The following is a 14809-nucleotide window of genomic DNA, read 5'->3' as shown; positions in this document are numbered from 1 at the left end:
TCGGCTCCGGCGGGCGCGAGCACGCGCTGTGCCGGGCGCTTGCTCGCGACCCGAGGGTCGACGCGCTGGTGTGCGCGCCGGGCAACGCCGGCACGGCCGAGCTCGCCGAGCCCCGCCAGCTCGACGTCGCCGACCCGGACGCGGTCGCCGACCTCGCCGAACGGGTCGGGGCGGACCTCACGGTGATCGGCCCCGAGGGGCCGCTGGTCGCCGGGGCCGCCGACGAGGTCCGCGCCCGCGGCCTGCCGGTGTTCGGGCCGAGCGCGGCCGCCGCCCGGCTGGAGGGCAGCAAGGCGTTCGCCAAGGGGGTGATGCGCGCCGCGGGCGTGCCCACCGCCGCGGGCCGCGACCACACCGAGGTCGAGCCGGCCCTCGCCGACCTCGACGAGTTCGGCCCGCCGTACGTGGTGAAGTACGACGGGCTGGCCGCCGGCAAGGGCGTCACCGTGACCGAGGACCGCGACGCCGCCGTCGCCGCCGTGCGCGCGAGCCTGCGCGGCCCGGATGACCGGGTCGTCCTGGAGGAGTACCTCGACGGCCCGGAGGTCTCGCTGTTCGCGGTCGTGACCGAGTCCGGCGCGATCCTGCCGCTGCTGCCCGCCCAGGATCACAAGCGGGTCGGCGACGGCGACACCGGGCCGAACACCGGCGGGATGGGTGCCTACACCCCGCTGCCCTGGGCGTCACACGGGCTGACCGCGGAGATCGTCGCGACGGTGATCCGCCCGACCGTGGACGAGATGGCGCGGCGCGGTACCCCGTTCACCGGCCTGCTCTACGTCGGCCTCGCGCTGACCACCCGCGGCCCCCGGGTGGTGGAGTTCAACGTCCGCTTCGGCGATCCCGAGACGCAGGCCATCCTGGCCCTGCTGACCACACCGCTGACCGACGTGCTGTCCGGGCGCCGCGCGCCGGTGTGGCGCTCGGGCGCCGCCATCAGCGTCGTCGTCGCCGCGCCCGGCTACCCGGCGGCCCCGCGCCTGGGCGACCCGATCCGGGGACTCGCCGCCGCCGGGGCGCTGACCGGCGTCGACGTCCTGCACGCCGCGACCCGCCGGGACGCCGACGGGCAGATCGTCTCCTCCGGGGGAAGGGTGCTGTCCGTCACGGCAATCGGCTCCAACCTGGAGTCCGCGCGAGGATCTGCCTACGAGGCCGTCAGCCGGATCTCGCTGGCCGGCGCCCATTACCGAACCGATATCGGGGATCCGTCCCGGATGCGTCATGCGGCTGACGTACACCGTGCGGACATCGCGCCGGGCGAGGACCCGACGCGGCCGAGGAAGAAGGAGTAGACCATGTCGCAGAGCAGCACCGGACCGGACCGTCCCCGGGTGGCCGTCGTCTTCGGGTCGCCGTCGGACACCCAGACGATGAGCAAGGCCGGCGCCACCCTGGAGCGCTTCGGCGTGCCGTACGAGCAGGTGTCGCTGTCGGCGCACCGGGCCCCGCGCACGCTGGCCGAGTACGTCGGCCAGCTGCGGGCCCGGGACATCTCGGTGGTCATCGCCGGGGCGGGCCTGGCCGCGGCGCTGCCCGGCGCCGTCGCGGCGCTGACCACGCTGCCGGTGATCGGGGTGCCGATCTCCGGCGGGGCGCTGGACGGGATGGACTCGATGCTCGCCATCGCCCAGATGCCGCCGGGGGTGCCGGTCGCCACCGTCGGGCTGAACAACTCGACGAACGCGGCGATCCTCGCCATCCAGATCCTGGCGCTGTCCGACCCCGATCTCAGCCTCAAGCTCGCCGCGTTCAAGGACGACTTCGAGCAGGCCGCGGCGGACGCCCTGAGCACGGCAGCAGCCGCCGGCGCCCAGCCGTGATCGGCCGGTACACCCTGCCCGACATGGGCCGGGTGTGGTCCGAGGCGCACAAGTACGAGCTGTGGTGCCAGGTCGAGGTGCTGGTCATGGAGGCGCACGCCGCCGCCGGCCGGATCCCCGCCGACTCCGTCGCACCGGTCCGGGCGGCCCCCGCTCCCACGCCCGAGGCGGTCGCGGAGATCGAGGCCGTCACCCAGCACGACGTGATCGCCTTCCTGACGGCCTGGGCGGACCGCACCGAGCCCCGCTCGGCGGCCGCCTACGTCCACTTCGGCATGACGTCGTCGGACCTGCTGGACACGGCGCTGGCCCTGCAGCTCGTCGAGTCGACCGACCTGCTGCTGGCCCGCGCGGACACCCTCGTCGCGGCCCTGCGCGACCTGGGCCTGGCCCACCGGGGCACTCTGCGGGTCGGGCGCACCCACGGCATCCACGGCGAGCCGACCGTGTTCGGCCACCGGGTCGCCGACCTCGCCTTCGGCCTGGCCCGCTGCCGCGACCGGCTGCGCGCGGCCCGCGCCGACGTGGCCGTCGCGAAGATCTCCGGGGCGGTCGGGACGTACTCGAACATCGAGCCGGACGTCGAGGCGTACGTCGCCGACAAGCTCGGCCTGCGCGCGGCCCCGGTGGCGACCCAGGTGGTGCTGCGCGACGGCATCGCCAACTGGGTGGCGGCGCTGGCGGGGCTGGCGACCGTCTGCGAGGCGGTCGCGCTGGAGGTGCGCCACGGCCAGCGCACGGAGGTCCGGGAGCTGTCCGAGCCGTTCGGCTCCGGGCAGAAGGGCTCCTCGGCGATGCCGCACAAGAAGAACCCGATCATGTCGGAGCGGATCGCCGGTCTCGCCCGGATCGTGCGTGCCCAGTACGTCCCGGTCCTGGAGGGTGTGCCGCTCTGGCACGAGCGCGACATCTCCCACTCCTCGACCGAGCGGATCGCCCTGCCCGACGCCGCGGCCGGCGTCGACTACCTGCTGCACCTGACCACCCGGCTGGTCACCGGCCTGGTCGTCGACACCGCGCGGATGCGGGCGAACCTCGACGCCACCGGCGGGCTGGTCTACACCTCGGCGGTGCTGCTGGAGCTGGTCGAGACGGGCCTGTCCCGGGAGGACGCCTACGCCGTCACCCAGGCGGCGGCGATGGAGACCTGGCAGACCGGCGTGCCGTTCCGCGAGACCCTGCGCAAGCACGCCGGCGACCGCGGCCTGCCCCTCGACGAGGCCCGCCTGGACGAGGTCAGCCGCCCCGAGCGCTACACCGAGCGCCTCGGCCCCGTCTTCGACGCCCTCGCCGCCCTCACCTGAGCCGCGGCTCCCGGGGCCGGCTGACGCCACCCGCCGGCCGGCCCCGGCCGCCTTCACCGTCCGTCGTCGCATGACCACGCCTATCCACTGATCAAGCATGCCGGGGCCAGTCACGGACGTTCACCGCGTCGAGCCTGCGTTCGACGACAGTGCCCACCGGCCAATCATCGACGAGCTGAATCAACCCGTCGGCCAGGCGGTCGGCGCTGGCGGTGGGCCATCGCTGTGCCTCGAGACTCGCTCGTAGCGCATCGGTGTACCGGCGGCGGTCCGTAGCGACGTCACGGATCATTGCAGTCGTCGTCGCCCGGTGGGAGGACATCCCGCCGAACGCGCGCCCACAGCCGCAGCCGCCATCGGGGTCCCCGCGATCGGTCGCGCAGACGAGCCCGATCCACACGAGCTCCCCCTCGATGCAGTAGTTGAAGTCGCCTGGTCGGCGACCCTGGGTGGTCGCCGTCGCGGTGAGGATCTTCATATGGCTCCTCGGGTCAGGGAGGAAGCGACTGCGCCGGCGCCAGGCGGCGGGGCCGCCGGGTGGAGCAGAAGACGTGCGGCGCCGGACCCGCGCATCGAAGCATCCGAGAGCTCGACCGACGAGGAGCAAAAGTGACCGCAACGGCATGATCGCGACATCGCTGCAGGTCGGAGCCCCGATTTCAGAGCCGACGCAGTGCGCGCGAGAAGTACCTGAGGGCCCACCGTTGCGGTTCGCACAGTGATCGACCGGACGGTCAGCGTGTCGCCCGCCGCGACACCGCCTCAATGGATCACGACCTCCAGGGCGACGAGGATCAGGCCGAGCAGGGAGCTGCCGGTGGCGTAGCGGGCCAGCCGCCAGCCGGCGAGGCCCGCGGCCCGGCCGGCACGCAGGCCCCAGAGCGCCAGCAGGGCGACGCACGTCCACAGCGCCGCCTCCTGCGCGTCGTCGACGGAGGCGCCAGCGACGCGGGCCAGGACCAGCACGCCGAGTGGGAGGAACGCGGCCCGCATGAGCGGCCAGTTCGCCACCAGCGCCACCCAGGCCAGCCGCAGCCCCCGTGGCGGCGATACGGTCGCCCGCGCACCGGCGGCCTCGCTGGGGGCGAACGGCCGGGCGACGGCGTGCGCGTAGCCATGGGCCAGCCAGAACACGGCGACCGTGATCAGGACGTCGGCAACGACGTCGACGAGCGGATCGGTCCGCGGGTCCTGGGCGGCTATCAGCCCGGCGGTGAGGATCGTGCCGTAGATGCCATGCTCCGGGCGCCCGGCGACGGTGTCTCCGAGCCCAGTATCGGGTTCGACTCCGCGCGCACCGCCTGCCAGACCCTTCGTCGCCCCCGCCTCGTCCCGCATCCCGTCGCCCCCGTCCGTCCGGGGCCGACGATCCATTCGCTCTTTCAGCTCCGGACGACCGGCCGGCCCGCCCGCCCATCCTCAGCGCTTCTCACGGGCAACGCATGTCCGCTGCGGCCAGGCAGCTTGCGGCTGATCGGTGCCGGTGTCGCGATCTCGTCGCCTTGCTTCGCGTGCTCATATTGATGCGGAACGTTAGAATCAGGTGCGTTTTCGGTCGGATGCCGCCGGTGGGCACGGCTCGGAGGAGGACGATGAGCAGCAGGCCGCCGGGCGTTCCGGCGGGTGCAGGGCCTCTATACCGCCCCGGTCATCGACTATGACGCCGACGCCGCGCAGCCCTGGTTGGCCACCGCGTACGTCGCTGCTCCCTCGTTGACCGCGGCCGTCGCCCGGCAGGGAGTTCTCCCGCCGGAGACTGTCCTGCTGCTGCTCGCCGGAGTCGCGGAAGCGCTGCAGTCCCTCCACGCCGCTGGTGTCATCCACCGCGACCTCAAACCGGGGAACGTCATTCTCGCGTCGGACGACCCACGTGTGATCGACTTTGGTATCTCTCGTGCGGTGGAGGCCTCCTCCGGCGCCATCACCCAGACCGGAGCCTGGATCGGCACGCCGGCATTCATGGCGCCGGAGCAGATTCAGGGACGGTCCTTCGGACCCGCCGGAGACATTTTCGCCCTGGGCTCAACCGCCTACTACGGGCTCACCGGAGAGTTGCCTTTCGGCGCGGACGCCGCGGTGTTCCACCGCATTGTCCACGAACAGCCCGACTGGAATCGCTGCCCGGACCAGATCCGTGGTGTGCTGGAGCAGTGCGTGGCCAAGGATCAGGAAAGCCGCCCCACGCCCGAGGAACTGATCGAGCTGTGCCGAGCCGCCTCCAGCGACGAACGGCTGCACCTCGGTGAAGGCTGGCTACCTCCGACCGTGACCGCGGAACTTACCCGCTACCGCCTCACACCGCCCTCGCCGACGCACCAGACAAGAGCGACACCGCGGCAAACACTCCTACCACCGCGGGCCTCTCATCGTCGAGCGCGCCTCTGCACGTCGGGACATCGACCACGGAAACATCACCCGCCGCGTCGCCGACAGCCGGCGTCCTGGCCCAGCATCAGCTGCGCCTACGCGACGAGAGTTTCGACGCCGTTGACATAGACACGCCACCGCTTTCCGTGGGTGACATCGCGGGGGATGTCGATTTCTGGGTGTCCAGCGACGGCCGTGTAGGAGTCGATACTCCTGCCCGGTTTACCGTCTGGTCCGGTTCCGATGCACCAACCGCCAAAGAATGCGAATCCGTGTTGCGAACTCAGCCGATGCCGTCCGTTCCCAACCATGCGGGCCTTCGGTTCTGCGTCAGTTCCGGGAGCGGTAGGGTCGCGGCAGGCTGCGTGGTGTCCTACAGCGGCGGGATCAGCCAGGCTCAGGTGACGGTCTGGGGCTGAATCTCAGCGGTTGATCACCGTGCCGTCGACTGGTCCCGCTGCTGAGCTGGCATGGCGCGGGACGCACCAGGCCACGGGTGGTGGCCGGGGTCGGTACGGTCGGGGCATGCCGCTGACACATGAGGAGTTCGCAGGACTCACCCACCTGGGTTCGGGCAAGGTCCGGGAGCTGTTCGCGGTCGGGGACGACGCCGTGCTCCTGGTCGCCAGCGACCGCATCTCGGCGTTCGACGTGGTCCTGCCGACCGAGATTCCCGACAAGGGCGCCGTGCTCACCGGGCTGTCGCTGTGGTGGTTCGACCAGCTCTCCGACCTCGTCCCGTCCCACGTCATCAGCTCCAACGTGGACGAGTACCCGGCCGAGCTCGCGCCGTACGCCGAGCAGCTTCGCGGCCGGTCGATGCTGTGCCGCCGGCTGGACATGGTGCTGATCGAGTGCGTGGCCCGTGGCTACCTGACCGGCAGCGGGCTGAAGGACTACCAGCGCACCGGCGCGGTCAGCGGGCATCCGCTGCCGGCCGGGCTGGTCGACGGCAGCCGGCTGCCGTCGACGATCTACACCCCGTCGACGAAGGCGCCGATCGGCGAGCACGACGAGAACATCAGCCGGGCGGACGCGGCCGGGCGGATCGGCGCGGAGCTCGCCGCCGAGCTGGAGCGGCTCACCCTGCAGATCTTCGGGCGGGCCAGCGACCTGGCGGCCGAGCGGGGCATCCTGCTCGCGGACACGAAGTTCGAGTTCGGCCACGACGCCGAGGGCACGCTGCGGCTCGCCGACGAGGTGCTCACCCCCGACTCGTCCCGGTTCTGGCCGGAGGACACCTGGTCGCCGGGCACCTCCCAGCCGTCGTTCGACAAGCAGTACATCCGGGACTACCTGACGAGCACCGGCTGGGACAAGACGGAGCCGGGGCCGGAGCTGCCGGACGACGTCGTCGAGGCGACGCGGGCCCGCTACGTCGAGGCGTACGAGCGGCTGACCGGCATCTCGTTCAAGGACTACCTCTCCACCTCCTGAGCCCACACCGCCGCAGATCCCTCGCCGCGCCGCCGCCGGAGCCCAGCTACCACGGCGGTGCGGCGATGGGGCGGTGCGGCGGTGCGGCGGTGCGGCGGTGGGGATGGTGGGGACAGCCCTACCGCGGGCGGGCGGATGGCTGCAGCGGAAAGCCGGTAGCTCTCCGCAGTGACCATGAACGTCGGGAACGAGATCGTCGTTCCATGCAGACGCCACCCCGTCCGACAGCCGTTTCCCCAGGTCCGACAGCTGATCCAGGCCGAGCGGCCGACCCTCCCGGGGCCGGCCGGCACGCCAGCCGGCCGGCCGACGCGGACCGGCCGACGCACCTCGCCGCGCGAGCGGCGCGGTGGAGCGTCCGGCACCGTGGGCTGGCCGTCGGCGGCTGGCTGCTCGGTGTCGTCCTGGCCATCGTCCTCGGCAGCATGATCGGCACTCACACGCTGACCGACGCCGACTACAGCACCGGGGAGGACTCCCGGGCCCAGCACATCCTGGCCGACCACGGCTACGTCGACGCCGCCAGCGAGAACATCCTGATCCAGCGGGCGACCCCGGCGACGGACCCGCGGGTGCTGCTGGCCGACCCGCAGATCCGCTCGGCCCTGACCGACGCCGCCGCCCGGGTGCGGGCGAGCGGGGTGGCGACGGCGCTGCGCAGCCCGCTGCCCGTGCCCGGGGCGAGCACCGACCCCGGCCTGGTGTCCCGCGACCTGCGCTCGGTGCTGCTGACCTTCGACCTCAAGGGCACCGAGGACGATCCGGCGTCGGTCGACCCGACCCTGGACGCGGTCGCCGCCGTCCGCGCGGCGCACCCCGGCGTGTCGATCGAGCAGTTCGGGGACGCCAGCGCCGACAAGGCGCTCGACGCCACCGTCGGCAAGGACTTCAAGCGGGCCGAGCTGCTCGCCATCCCGCTCACCCTCGGCATCCTGCTGGCCGTGTTCGGCGCGGTGGTCGCCGCGGTGATCCCGGTGGGGCTGGCGCTGACCGCCTTCGTCGGGGCGCTGGGCCTGGTCGCCTTCGCCAGCCGGCTGTTCCCGACCGACGACACGGCGACCTCGGTCATGCTGCTGATCGGGCTTGCGGTCGGCGTCGACTACGCGCTGTTCTACATCCGCCGGGAGCGCGAGGAGCGGGCCGCCGGCCACGGTCCGGAGCGCGCCCTGGAGATCGCCGCCGAGACCTCCGGGCACGCGGTGCTCGTCTCGGGCCTCACCGTCGCGGTGTCCATGGCGGGCCTGTTCATCACCGGGCTGTCTGCGTTCACCGGCATCGCGGTCGGCACGATCATCGTCGTCCTGGTGGCCGTGCTCGGCTCGCTCACCGTGCTGCCAGCGCTGCTGTCGCTGCTCGGCGACCGGGTGGAGCTGCTGCGGCTGCCGTGGCGGCGCCGCGCGGCGCGGCGCGGCGTGGGCTACCAGGCGCATCTGGCCAGGCCGGGGATCATGGGCCGGCTGCTGCGCCGGCCCGCGCCGGTCGCCGCGGTGACCGGCGGGCTGCTGGTGCTGCTGGCGCTGCCCGCGCTCGGGATGCACACCGCCGAACCCGGCATCGACGACATCCCGAAGGACCTGCCGATCATGAAGACCTACGAGCGGCTGTCGACCGCCTTCCCCGGCGGCGAGGTCGCGGCGGCCGTCGTCGTCTCGGGCGCCGACGGCGCGGACGTCACCACCCCGCAGGCGCGGGCGGCCATCGACGCGCTGCGCAGCCGGGCGGTGGCCAGCGGCCGGATGTTCGAGCCGGTGGTCGTCACGGTCACCCCCGACCACCAGGTCGCCCGGGTCACGATCCCGATCGCGGGCAGCGGCACGGACGGGGAGTCGGTCAGGGCCCTGCACACGCTGCGGTCGACGGTGATCCCCGCGACCATCGGCGCCACGCCGGGCCTGCGGGCCGACGTCACCGGCACGACCGCCGGTTCCGCGGACTTCAACGCCAGGCTGGGCGGCCGGACCCCGCTGGTGATCGGCTTCGTCCTGGTGCTCGCCTTCGCGCTGCTGCTGGCGGCGTTCCGCAGCGCTCTGGTCGCGGCCGCGGCCGTCGGCCTGAACCTGCTGTCGGTGGGGGCCGCGTACGGCCTGCTCGTCACCGTCTTCCAGCACCACTGGGCGGACGGGCTGCTCGACTACACCTCCACCGGGGCCATCACCAACTGGCTGCCGCTGATGCTGTTCGTGGTGCTGTTCGGGCTGTCCATGGACTACCAGGTCTTCGTGCTCAGCCGGGTCCGGGAGGCCCGGGAGGCCGGGCTGTCCATGCGCGACGCCGTGACGGTGGGGGTGCGGCGCAGCGCGGGGGTGGTGACCAGCGCGGCGGTCATCATGGTCGCGGTGTTCTCGATCTTCGCGACACTGTCCCAGGTCAGCATGAAGCAGCTCGGGGTGGGCCTGGGTGCGGCGATCCTCATCGACGCCACCCTGATCCGGGTGATCCTCATGCCCGCCGTGCTCACCCTGCTCGGGGAGCGCCTCTGGCGCGGCGGGCAGTCCGGGCCCGACGATCCGCGCCGTCCCGATCTGCCCGCCCAGCCGGTCGGCACGGTCGGCACTCGCCCCCCCGCCCTTTCGGACCGCTGGGCGATGCCGCCGGGGTGACGCGGCGCCCGCGCCGTCGGCCCCCTCGCACCGGCGTGGGGCAGGGGAAACGGCATGTGGATCATCGGGACGATGCCCGGATCACAGGGAGTCGCGGCGAGCATTGCAGGCGGGTTACAGTGGCCCCCGACGTCCGGTACCCCTCCCGAGGACTGGAACGGAAACGATGAGCATCGTCTTCTCCACCGTGCCCGACCGCGCCCCGCGCCCCGGTCGGCCCACCGGTTCCGAATCCGCCACCGCCATGCCCGCGGCGACCGCCATGCCCGCGACGACCGCCGAGCCCGCGACGACCGCCGAGCCCGCGACGACGGCGCAGCCCGCCGCCATCCCCCGCCCGGCACCGGTGCCGGGCGGACCCGGTCAGCCCGTGGTGGCCCGCGACCGGGCCGAGCTAAGGGCCGCACTCGTCGCGCTGGACCGGCGGACAGACGCGCACCCGCGATCCGCCGCCGAGGACGATCCGGGGCCCGCCCGCGCGTCCTCGCGGCACGACCGGCCGGTCCGCGCCGTCGTCATGACCATGGGGGCGTTGCACGAGGGGCACGCCAGCCTGCTGCGCGCGGCCCGCGCCCAGGCCGACCAGGTGGTTGCCACGATCTTCGTCAACCCGCTGCAGTTCGGGGCGGGCGAGGACCTCGACCGCTACCCGCGCACGCTCGCCGCGGACCTCGCGGTGTGCGCCCGGGAGGGGGTCGACGTCGTGTTCGCCCCCTCGGCGATCCACGACCCGCCGCCGCTGGTCCGGCTCAGCGCCGGCCCGCTCGGCGCGGTGCTGGAGGGGGCGTCCCGCCCGGGACACTTCGACGGGATGCTCACCCTCGTCGGGACCATGCTGCACCTGGTCCATCCGGACCTGGCGTTCTTCGGACGCAAGGACGCCCAGCAGCTCGTCTGCATCCGCCGGATGGTCGCCGACCTCGCCTTCGACGTCACCGTGATCGGGGTGGAGACGGCCCGCGAGCCCGACGGCCTGGCGAGGTCGAGCCGCAACGTCTACCTCACCCCCGAGCAGCGGATCGACGCACTCGCACTGTCCCGGGCGCTCGCCGCCGGCGCGGCGGCCGGCGACGGTGGGGCGTCGGCGGTGCTCGCGGCCGCGCACGCCGTGCTCGCCGCGGCGGACGGCGTCGACGTCGACTACCTCGAGCTGGCCAGCCCCGAGGACCTGGGGCCGGTGGCCAGCGGCCCCGCGCTGCTGCTCGTCGCCGCCCGCGTGGGCACGACCCGTCTGATCGACAACATCTCGCTCATCCTCCCCACCGACCAGCTGGGAGCCTGACCGTGCTGCGCACCATGCTCACCGCCAAGATCCACCGGGCCACGGTCACCCAGGCCGACCTGCACTACGTGGGCTCGGTGACGATCGATGCCGACCTGCTCGAGGCCGCCGACCTGCTTCCCGGCGAGCAGGTGACGATCGTCGACATCAACAACGGCGCCCGCCTGGAGACGTACACGATCGCGGGCCCGGCCGGCAGCGGCGTGATCGGCATCAACGGCGCGGCGGCCCGGCTCGTCCAGCCGGGCGACCTGGTCATCATCATCGCCTACGGGGTGATGGAGGACGCCGAGGCGCGCCGGCACGTCCCCCGGGTGCTGTTCGTCGACGCGGAGAACCGCATCATCGGCCACGGGAACGACCCGGCCGAGGCGCTTCCCGACGATCCCTCGAGCCTGCGCGGCGACGTCAGCCGGACGGTCGTGGCCCCGCGGTGATCATGCTGCCATGCCGGCTCGGCGCACCGCGTCCAGGGTGGACCCGCGCCGCGGACATCGTCGTCATCGGCTCGGGAATCGCCGGTCTCACGGCGGTCCTGCACCTGCGCCGGGAGCTGCCCGCGGCCCGGGTCCTGCTGGTGACGAAGGCGCATCTCGACGCCGGCTCCACCCGGTGGGCGCAGGGCGGGATCGCCGCGGCGCTCGCCGCCGAGGACTCCCCCGCCGACCATCTCGCCGACACCCTCGTCGCCGGCGTCGGCCTGTGCGACCCGGACGCCGCCGGGGTGCTGGTCGACGAGGGACCGGCCAGGGTTCGGGAACTCGCCGAGCTCGGCGCGCGCTTCGACCGGGCCGACGACGGCTCGTTCGCCCTCACCCGCGAGGGCGGCCACCTGCGCAACCGGATCGTCCATGCCGGCGGCGACGCCACCGGGCTGGAGGTCGAGCGGGCCCTGATCGCCGCGGTGCGGGCCGATCCCGAGGTCGAGGTGATCGAGAACGCCCTCGTCCTGGACCTGCTGCGGGATGCCGACGGCCGGACGGCCGGCGCGACCCTGCACGTGCTCGGCGAGGGCAGCCAGGACGGCGTCGGGGCGGTCACCGCGCCCGCGGTCGTGCTCGCGACCGGCGGGATGGGACAGATCTTCGCCTCGACCACCAATCCGGGCGTCTCCACCGGGGATGGCGTGGCGCTGGCCCTGCGGGCCGGCGCCGTCGTCGCCGACCTGGAGTTCGTCCAGTTCCACCCGACCGCGCTGTGGCTGCCACCGGCGGCCTCGGCCCAGGTGGGCGCCCAACCCGGCGGCCAGCAGCCGCTGGTCAGCGAGGCGATGCGCGGCGAGGGTGCCGTCCTCGTCGACGCCGCCGGCGAGCGGGTGATGGCCGGTGCCCATCCGCTGGCCGATCTCGCCCCCCGCGACGTCGTCGCCAAGCAGATGTCGCGGGTGATGGCCGCCCACGGGGTCGAGCACCTGTACCTCGACGCCCGGGGGCTCGGGGCGCAGACGATCGAGCGGCGTTTCCCGTCGATCACCGCCCGCTGCCGCTCGGTCGGCGTCGACCCGGTGACCATGCCGATCCCGGTCGCGCCGGCCGCCCACTACGCCTCCGGCGGGGTGCGCACCGACCTGTGGGGCCGCACCACCGTCCCCGGCCTGTACGCCTGCGGGGAGGTGGCCTGCACCGGGGTGCACGGCGCCAACCGGCTCGCGTCGAACAGCCTGTTGGAGGGTCTGGTCTTCGCGGCCCGCATCGCCCAGGACATCGCGGGCACCGAGCACGCGGGCCGGCGGGGGGACGCCGTGCCGGCCGCCCCGGTCGTCGGCCGGGGCAGCGGGCTGACCGATCCGGCCGAACGCGCCGAGCTGACCCGGGCGATGACCGACGGCGCCGGGGTGCTGCGCAGCGCCGACAGCCTGCGGGCGACGGCGAAGGTCCTGGCCGGCCTCGGGGACCTGCGGGTCAGCGGCGCGACGGTCACCGCCGGCCCGCCGGCCTGGGAGATGACCAACCTGCGCACCGTCGCGACCGCCCTCGTCGCCGCCGCGGCGACCCGCACGGAGACCCGGGGCTCGCACTGGCGGGAGGACTTCGGCGAGCGCGACGACGCGCACTGGCTCGGCCGGATCCTGACCCGGCTCGACCCCGAGGGGGAACTGATCATCAACGTCGAACCCATGCGGCCGGCGCCGTGAGCGGTCCGTTCACCCCCCAGGCCGCGGCCGGCGGAGCAGGCGCAACCGCCGAGGCCGACGCGGACGGCCACTGGGTGGAGGTGCACAGCGGTCGGCTGTCCCCCGCCACCCGCAGCGCGCTGGCCACGGCCGGCCTGGACCCCGACGGCGTCGTCACGGTGATCGGCAGGGCTCTCGCCGAGGACCTGCCGAGCCTGGAGGCGGACGCACCGGCCGGCCGGATCGGCGCGGTCGACGCCACCTCGGAGGCGACCGTCGACGCCGCGCTGGTCGGGCACGGCGCCCTGGTCAGCCGCGCGGCCGGGACGGTCGCCGGGCTGCCGGTGGCCGCGGCGGTGTTCGAGAGCCTGCTCGGCCGGTCCGTGACCGTCACCCTGACCGCCCGCGACGGCGACGCCGTCTCCCCCGGCACGACGGTGGCCCGGGTCAACGGCCCGGTCCGCGGCCTGCTCACCGCCGAGCGCACCGCGCTGAACCTGCTGTGCCACCTGTCCGGGATCGCCACGCTGACCCGCGCCTGGGTCGACGCCGTCGCCGGGACCGGCGCGGCGATCCGCGACACCCGCAAGACGCTGCCCGGACTGCGCGCTCTGGAGAAGTACGCCGTGCGCTGCGGCGGCGGTCGCAACCACCGGATGTCGCTGACCGACGCGGCCCTGATCAAGGACAACCACGTGGTCGCCGCGGGCGGGGTGGCGGCGGCCTTCGCGGCGGTGCGGGCCCGGTTCCCGGGGCTGCCCGTCGAGGTCGAGTGCGACACCGTCGACCAGGTCGCCGAGGCCGTCGGCGCGGGGGCGGACCTCATCCTCTGCGACAACATGACCCCGCAGGACCTGCGGGCCTCGGTGGCCATCGCCAGGCCGGCGGGGGTGCGGCTGGAGGCCAGCGGCGGGCTGACCCTGCGGGTGGCCGCGGACGTCGCGGCCACCGGGGTGGACTATCTTGCGGTCGGCGCCCTGACCCACTCGGCGCCCGCTCTCGATCTCGGCCTCGACCTTGATCCCGGCCGCCAGTCGGGACCGGACTGCGCGGGCCCGCCCCCGGCGGGTCCGACCGTGGAGGAGTCCTGATGCTGCTCGCCATCGACGTCGGCAACACCAACACCGTCGTCGGCGTCTTCGACGGCGACGACCTCGCCGACTCCTGGCGGGTCCGTACCGACCCGCACGCCACCGCCGACGAGCTCGTACTGCTCTACCGCGGCCTGCTCGGCGAGCATCGGATCACGGGCGTGTCGATCTGCTCGACGGTCCCCGCGGCGCTGCGGGAGCTGCGCCGGATGGTGGTCCGGGCCTTCCGCGACATCCCGGTCGTCATCGTCGAACCGGGCACCCGGACGGGGGTGCCGATCCTGATCGACAACCCGAAGGAAGCCGGCGCGGACCGGATCATGAACACACTCGCCGCCCACCACCTGTACGGCGGCCCGGCGATCGTCGTCGATTTCGGGACCTCGACGAACCTGGACGTGGTCTCGGCGCGGGGCGAGTTCATCGGCGGGGTGCTCGCCCCCGGCATCGAGATCGCCCTGGACGCGCTGGCGTCCCGGGCGGCGCAGCTGCGCAAGGTCGAGCTCACCCCGCCGCGGTCGGTGATCGGCAAGAGCACCGTCGAGGCGCTCCAGTCGGGGATGATCTACGGGGTCGCCGGTCAGGTGGACGGACTGGTCCGGCGGATCCGCGCCGAGCTCGGCGCGCACGCGACCGCCATCGCCACCGGCGGGCTCGCCTCGCTCGTCGTCAAGGAGAGCGAGACGCTCGACCGGCACGAGCCGCATCTGACGCTCATCGGTCTCCGCCTGGTCTTCGAGAAGAACATCTGATTCCGGCCCCGGCGTGATTCGTCCGGCTACCGGCGGGCGA

The 14809-nt window shown here is 73.7% G+C and carries 13 protein-coding genes; 11 read left to right on the top strand and 2 right to left on the bottom strand.

Annotation, left to right across the window (positions count from 1 at the left end):
• The 3 genes from purD to purB form a co-directional block, all read left to right on the top strand.
• On the top strand, nt 1-1295 hold a 1295-nt coding region (gene purD / locus FRAQA3DRAFT_RS24050; protein WP_009741655.1), incomplete at its 5' end, for a phosphoribosylamine--glycine ligase.
• Between the two features lie 3 nt (nt 1296-1298).
• Nucleotides 1299-1823, top strand: a complete 525-nt coding sequence (gene purE / locus FRAQA3DRAFT_RS24045) for a 5-(carboxyamino)imidazole ribonucleotide mutase (RefSeq protein WP_009741654.1) — start codon at nt 1299-1301, stop codon at nt 1821-1823.
• Nucleotides 1820-3127 carry an adenylosuccinate lyase gene (purB, locus tag FRAQA3DRAFT_RS24040; protein WP_009741653.1) on the top strand — a complete coding sequence of 436 codons (1308 nt, stop codon included), beginning with the start codon at nt 1820-1822 and terminating at the stop codon, nt 3125-3127. Before purE ends, purB begins: the two co-directional genes overlap by 4 nt.
• A gap of 91 nt (nt 3128-3218) precedes the next feature.
• Here the strand turns inward: purB and FRAQA3DRAFT_RS24035 are convergent, their stop codons facing one another.
• The gene (locus tag FRAQA3DRAFT_RS24035; RefSeq protein WP_009741652.1) at nt 3219-3605 is read right to left on the bottom strand and encodes a hypothetical protein; all 387 of its coding nucleotides are present in this window, start codon (nt 3603-3605) and stop codon (nt 3219-3221) included.
• Nucleotides 3606-3889: 284 nt separating this feature from the next.
• On the bottom strand, nt 3890-4501 hold the full coding sequence (locus FRAQA3DRAFT_RS24030) for a hypothetical protein (RefSeq protein WP_157467627.1): 612 nt from the start codon (nt 4499-4501) through the stop codon (nt 3890-3892).
• 249 nt (nt 4502-4750) lie between these two features.
• On the opposite strand from FRAQA3DRAFT_RS24030, the gene FRAQA3DRAFT_RS24025 reads away from it, so the two are divergent.
• From FRAQA3DRAFT_RS24025 to FRAQA3DRAFT_RS23990, 8 genes are all read left to right on the top strand, one after another.
• Nucleotides 4751-5623, top strand: coding sequence for a serine/threonine-protein kinase (locus FRAQA3DRAFT_RS24025; RefSeq protein ID WP_009741650.1), 873 nt, complete (start codon nt 4751-4753; stop codon nt 5621-5623).
• A gap of 396 nt (nt 5624-6019) precedes the next feature.
• Nucleotides 6020-6931: a phosphoribosylaminoimidazolesuccinocarboxamide synthase gene (locus FRAQA3DRAFT_RS24020; RefSeq protein WP_009741649.1), complete on the top strand. Its 912-nt coding sequence runs from the start codon at nt 6020-6022 to the stop codon at nt 6929-6931.
• A gap of 203 nt (nt 6932-7134) precedes the next feature.
• A complete protein-coding gene (locus tag FRAQA3DRAFT_RS24015) occupies nt 7135-9531 on the top strand; it encodes an MMPL family transporter (protein WP_009741648.1) in 2397 nt (798 codons plus the stop codon).
• A 166-nt stretch (nt 9532-9697) separates the two neighbouring features.
• Nucleotides 9698-10813 carry a pantoate--beta-alanine ligase gene (gene panC, locus FRAQA3DRAFT_RS24010; RefSeq protein WP_009741647.1) on the top strand — a complete coding sequence of 372 codons (1116 nt, stop codon included), beginning with the start codon at nt 9698-9700 and terminating at the stop codon, nt 10811-10813.
• Nucleotides 10814-10815: 2 nt separating this feature from the next.
• Nucleotides 10816-11250 carry an aspartate 1-decarboxylase gene (gene panD, locus FRAQA3DRAFT_RS24005; protein ID WP_009741646.1) on the top strand — a complete coding sequence of 145 codons (435 nt, stop codon included), beginning with the start codon at nt 10816-10818 and terminating at the stop codon, nt 11248-11250.
• Nucleotides 11247-12947: an L-aspartate oxidase gene (locus tag FRAQA3DRAFT_RS24000; RefSeq protein WP_009741645.1), complete on the top strand. Its 1701-nt coding sequence runs from the start codon at nt 11247-11249 to the stop codon at nt 12945-12947. Before panD ends, FRAQA3DRAFT_RS24000 begins: the two co-directional genes overlap by 4 nt.
• Nucleotides 12944-14017: a carboxylating nicotinate-nucleotide diphosphorylase gene (nadC, locus tag FRAQA3DRAFT_RS23995; protein WP_009741644.1), complete on the top strand. Its 1074-nt coding sequence runs from the start codon at nt 12944-12946 to the stop codon at nt 14015-14017. The genes FRAQA3DRAFT_RS24000 and nadC overlap by 4 nt, the downstream gene beginning before the upstream one ends.
• On the top strand, nt 14017-14769 hold the full coding sequence (locus FRAQA3DRAFT_RS23990) for a type III pantothenate kinase (RefSeq protein ID WP_009741643.1): 753 nt from the start codon (nt 14017-14019) through the stop codon (nt 14767-14769). Before nadC ends, FRAQA3DRAFT_RS23990 begins: the two co-directional genes overlap by 1 nt.
• The last annotated feature ends 40 nt before the right edge of the window (nt 14770-14809 follow it).

Origin of the sequence: Frankia sp. QA3 (assembly GCF_000262465.1) — a bacterium.
Lineage (GTDB): Bacteria > Actinomycetota > Actinomycetes > Frankiales > Frankiaceae > Frankia.
The sequence above is the reverse complement of the archived record's forward strand: the minus strand, read 5'-3'. Positions and strand labels throughout refer to the sequence as shown.

Coding starts and splice junctions, on each gene's coding strand:
- purE (WP_009741654.1), top strand. CDS start 1,299: ATGTCGCAGAGCAGCACCGGACCGGACCGTCCCCGGGTGGCCGTCGTC.
- FRAQA3DRAFT_RS24035 (WP_009741652.1), bottom strand. CDS start 3,605: ATGAAGATCCTCACCGCGACGGCGACCACCCAGGGTCGCCGACCAGGC.
- FRAQA3DRAFT_RS24030 (WP_157467627.1), bottom strand. CDS start 4,501: ATGGATCGTCGGCCCCGGACGGACGGGGGCGACGGGATGCGGGACGAG.
- FRAQA3DRAFT_RS24020 (WP_009741649.1), top strand. CDS start 6,020: ATGCCGCTGACACATGAGGAGTTCGCAGGACTCACCCACCTGGGTTCG.
- FRAQA3DRAFT_RS24015 (WP_009741648.1), top strand. CDS start 7,135: ATGCAGACGCCACCCCGTCCGACAGCCGTTTCCCCAGGTCCGACAGCT.
- panC (WP_009741647.1), top strand. CDS start 9,698: ATGAGCATCGTCTTCTCCACCGTGCCCGACCGCGCCCCGCGCCCCGGT.
- FRAQA3DRAFT_RS23990 (WP_009741643.1), top strand. CDS start 14,017: ATGCTGCTCGCCATCGACGTCGGCAACACCAACACCGTCGTCGGCGTC.